This window comes from Micromonospora globispora (assembly GCF_003857015.1).
Taxonomy (GTDB): Bacteria; Actinomycetota; Actinomycetes; order Mycobacteriales; family Micromonosporaceae; genus Micromonospora; species Micromonospora globispora.
Genome location: NZ_QGGF01000592.1, coordinates 1 through 2,783, shown reverse-complemented (window position 1 = coordinate 2,783; position 2,783 = coordinate 1). Strand labels below are relative to the sequence as shown.

The 2,783-nt window shown below is 74.3% G+C and carries 4 protein-coding genes and 1 pseudogene; 4 read left to right on the top strand and 1 reads right to left on the bottom strand.

All coding sequences use genetic code 11. The features are described 5' to 3' along the window. Positions 1-217: helix-turn-helix transcriptional regulator (locus DKL51_RS29880; protein WP_498070962.1), on the top strand; the 217-nt coding region annotated here is incomplete at its 5' end. A gap of 7 nt (positions 218-224) precedes the next feature. On the opposite strand, the gene DKL51_RS29875 is transcribed toward DKL51_RS29880, so the two are convergent. Then, positions 225-623 (bottom strand): VOC family protein, encoded by a 399-nt coding sequence (locus DKL51_RS29875; RefSeq protein WP_109947273.1) that lies wholly within the window; start codon positions 621-623, stop codon positions 225-227. A gap of 197 nt (positions 624-820) precedes the next feature. Between DKL51_RS29875 and DKL51_RS35350 the strand changes: the two genes are divergently transcribed. The 3 genes and pseudogenes from DKL51_RS35350 to DKL51_RS29865 all read left to right on the top strand — a co-directional run. Next, the gene (locus tag DKL51_RS35350; protein ID WP_165823239.1) at positions 821-970 is read left to right on the top strand and encodes a hypothetical protein; all 150 of its coding nucleotides are present in this window, start codon (positions 821-823) and stop codon (positions 968-970) included. Between the two features lie 17 nt (positions 971-987). Next, complete coding sequence (locus tag DKL51_RS29870; protein ID WP_109947272.1) at positions 988-2,406, top strand: class I SAM-dependent methyltransferase; 1,419 nt, start codon at positions 988-990, stop codon at positions 2,404-2,406. Next, positions 2,399-2,783: pseudogene (locus DKL51_RS29865) on the top strand (sulfatase-like hydrolase/transferase); the annotation flags it as partial. The gene DKL51_RS29870 and the pseudogene DKL51_RS29865, both read left to right, overlap by 8 nt.

Below are 2,783 nucleotides of genomic sequence, written 5' to 3'. Positions count from 1 at the left end.
GGGCGACGCTGGTGCCGCCGCCGAGGTCGGCCTCGGTCAGCGCGCCCTGCACCGACGCAGCCTGAGCCTCTTCGGGTACGGCCCGAAGACGCTGGCCCGGGCCGGTAAGCCGCTGGCCGAGGTGGCCGCCCGCGCCGGGTACGCCGACCAGGCCCACCTCACCCGGGACGTCCGCGAGCTGGCCGGCGTCCCACCAACCCGCCTGCTGCCCGACTGAGTCCTGGTCAGTCGGCGGCGAGCGGGGCGAACAGATCCACCCCGTTGCCGTCGGGGTCGTGCAGGACCGCGTACCGCTGGCCCCAGACGGCGTCCCACGGTGCCAGGTGGCCGTGGTACCCGGCGCCGGTCAGCTCGGCGTACCAGCGGTTGACCTCGGCCGGGTCGGCGCAGCGGAACGCCAGGTTGACCCGCGGGCTTCCGGTGGGCGGGGTGAAGCCCGGGTCGAAGGTGCGGACCATGTCGACCGCGTCCCAGGCCAGCCGCAGCCCACTGTCCAGGATGACCTCGACGTGCGGTTCGCGTTCCGCGCCGGGCGGGATGGCCAACCCGAGCTGCCGGTAGAAGTCGAGGGTGCGGGCCATGTCGGTGACCGCCATGCCGATGAGGTCGAAGCGAGGTGTCATGGCGGCGACGGTAGGGGTGGCCGGGGGCGGCTGTCTTGAACGGAACGGACGTGGGCCCGGTGACCGGTGTGGCCTCCACGGTCGGCCGGTCCGGCGTACGGTGTGCAGGGAGACAAGTCCGGCTTTAAGGGTTAAAAGCCTCATCGCGGCGCGCCCCGGTCTGCCGGCTTGATGACGGCGAGGGAAGGGAGCAGCCGGTGATGCACCTGGCCTACCTGGATGCGGGGTCCGGCAGCCTGATCGTGCAGGCGGTGGTCGGTGGGGTGGCCGGAGCGGCGGTGGCGGCCAAGCTCTACTGGCGCCGACTGGTCGCCCGCTTCCGTCGTCAGCCCAGCGACCAGGGCTGAGCGGGCCGGGATCGGCGATGGCGATCTCCGACACCGGCATCCGGATCGAACCCGGATCGTTCCGCGACCCGACCAACCGGGTCTTCCACCGCGACGGCGAGGTGCTGCGCGGGCTCGACGACCTGGCGGCCCGGGACTGGCGCTCCCTCGCGGCCACCGACTTCTTCCGGTCCCTGCTGGCCGAGGGCAAGGTCTGCGGCACCGAGGAACTGGTGCCGACCCCGGTCGACGTGCCCTGGACCGCGGTGCTGCGGCACGAACGCATCCCGTTTGTCTCCCACCCGTACGAATGGTCCTTCGGGATGCTTCGCGACGCCGCCCTGCTGCACCTGAACATCCTGCGCGCGGCGCTCGCGGCCGGCTTCACCACCAAGGACGGGTCGGCCTACAACCTGCAGTGGCGCGGCGCCTCGCCGGTCTTCATCGACGTCGGCTCCTTCGCGCCGGCGCGGGACGGCGAACCGTGGGCCGGGTACCGCCAGTTCTGCCAGACCCTGCTCTACCCGCTGCTGCTCCAGGCCCACCTCGGCGTGGACTTCCAGCCCTGGCTGCGGGCCCGGGTCGACGGCATCGAGCCGGACCAGATGCGCCGGCTCTTCGGCGGAACCCGGCGGCTGCTGCCCGGCGTGCCCACCCACGTGCACCTGCACGGCGCCATGCAGGCACGGCACGCCCGCTCCACCACCCGCGACGTCCGGGCCCAGCTACGGGCGGCCGGGTACTCCCGGGAGCTGGCCTCGGCCACCGTCCGCGGGATCGAGAAGCTGGTCCGCCGGCTGGACCGCCGGCCGGGGGCGAGCCACTGGTCGGACTACCAGCGCACCTGCGGCTACTCCGTGCCGGACCGGCAGGCCAAGGAACGCTTCGTCGAGGCGGCGACGGCCACCCTCGGCGGGTCCGGACTGGTGCTCGACCTGGGCGCCAACGACGGCCGGTACGCCCGGATCGCCGCCCGGCACGCGGACTACGTGGTCGCGGTGGAGCAGGACCCGGCGGTCGCCGACGAGCTCTACCGGGCGCTGCGCGCGGACGGCGAGCGGCGCGTCCTGCCGCTGGTGATGGACCTCGCCGATCCGTCGCCCGGGGGCGGCTGGCGGGGCGTCGAGCGGGCCGGCTTCGCCGACCGGACCCAGGCCGACGTCGTCCTCGCCCTGGCGCTGGTGCACCACCTGGCGATCGGCCGGAACGTGCCGCTGGGGGAGGTGGTGGACCAGATCGTCGGCCTCGGCGTGCCCGGCGGCCGGCTGGTGGTGGAGTTCGTCCACCCCGAGGACCCGATGGCCCGCCGGCTGCTGGCCAACAAGCCGGAGGGCCTCTTCCCCGACTACCGGCGGGACACGTTCGAGCGGCTGCTCGCGACCCGCTGCCGGATCGAGCGCCGGTCGGAGCTGCCGTCGGGGACGCGGACGCTCTACCAGGCGGTCGTGGGTGGCTGAACGCACCCTCACGCCGTCGGAAGCCCGGCCGGCCGCGCCCGGCGCACCCCGGGAACCCGGGCGGTGGCGGGCGGAGCTGCGCCGGCTGCTGGAGGTGGTCGCCCTGGTCGGGCTGGTGGTCACCCAGCCGCTGCTCGACGTGCTGGGCCGCAGCCCCGACTTCTTCCTGTTCCACCGCGCCTCGCGCGGCGACGTCCTGCTCCTGGTGGCGCTGATCGCAATCGTGCCGACCGTGCCGGTCGCGCTGGTCGGCGCGGTGAGCCTGGTCGCCGGACGGGCCGCCCGGGCGGCGGTGCACACGCTGGTCGTGGGGTTGCTGCTGGCCGCCCTCGCGGTCCAGGTCGGTCGGCACACCACGCCGCTGCGGGGCGTACCGC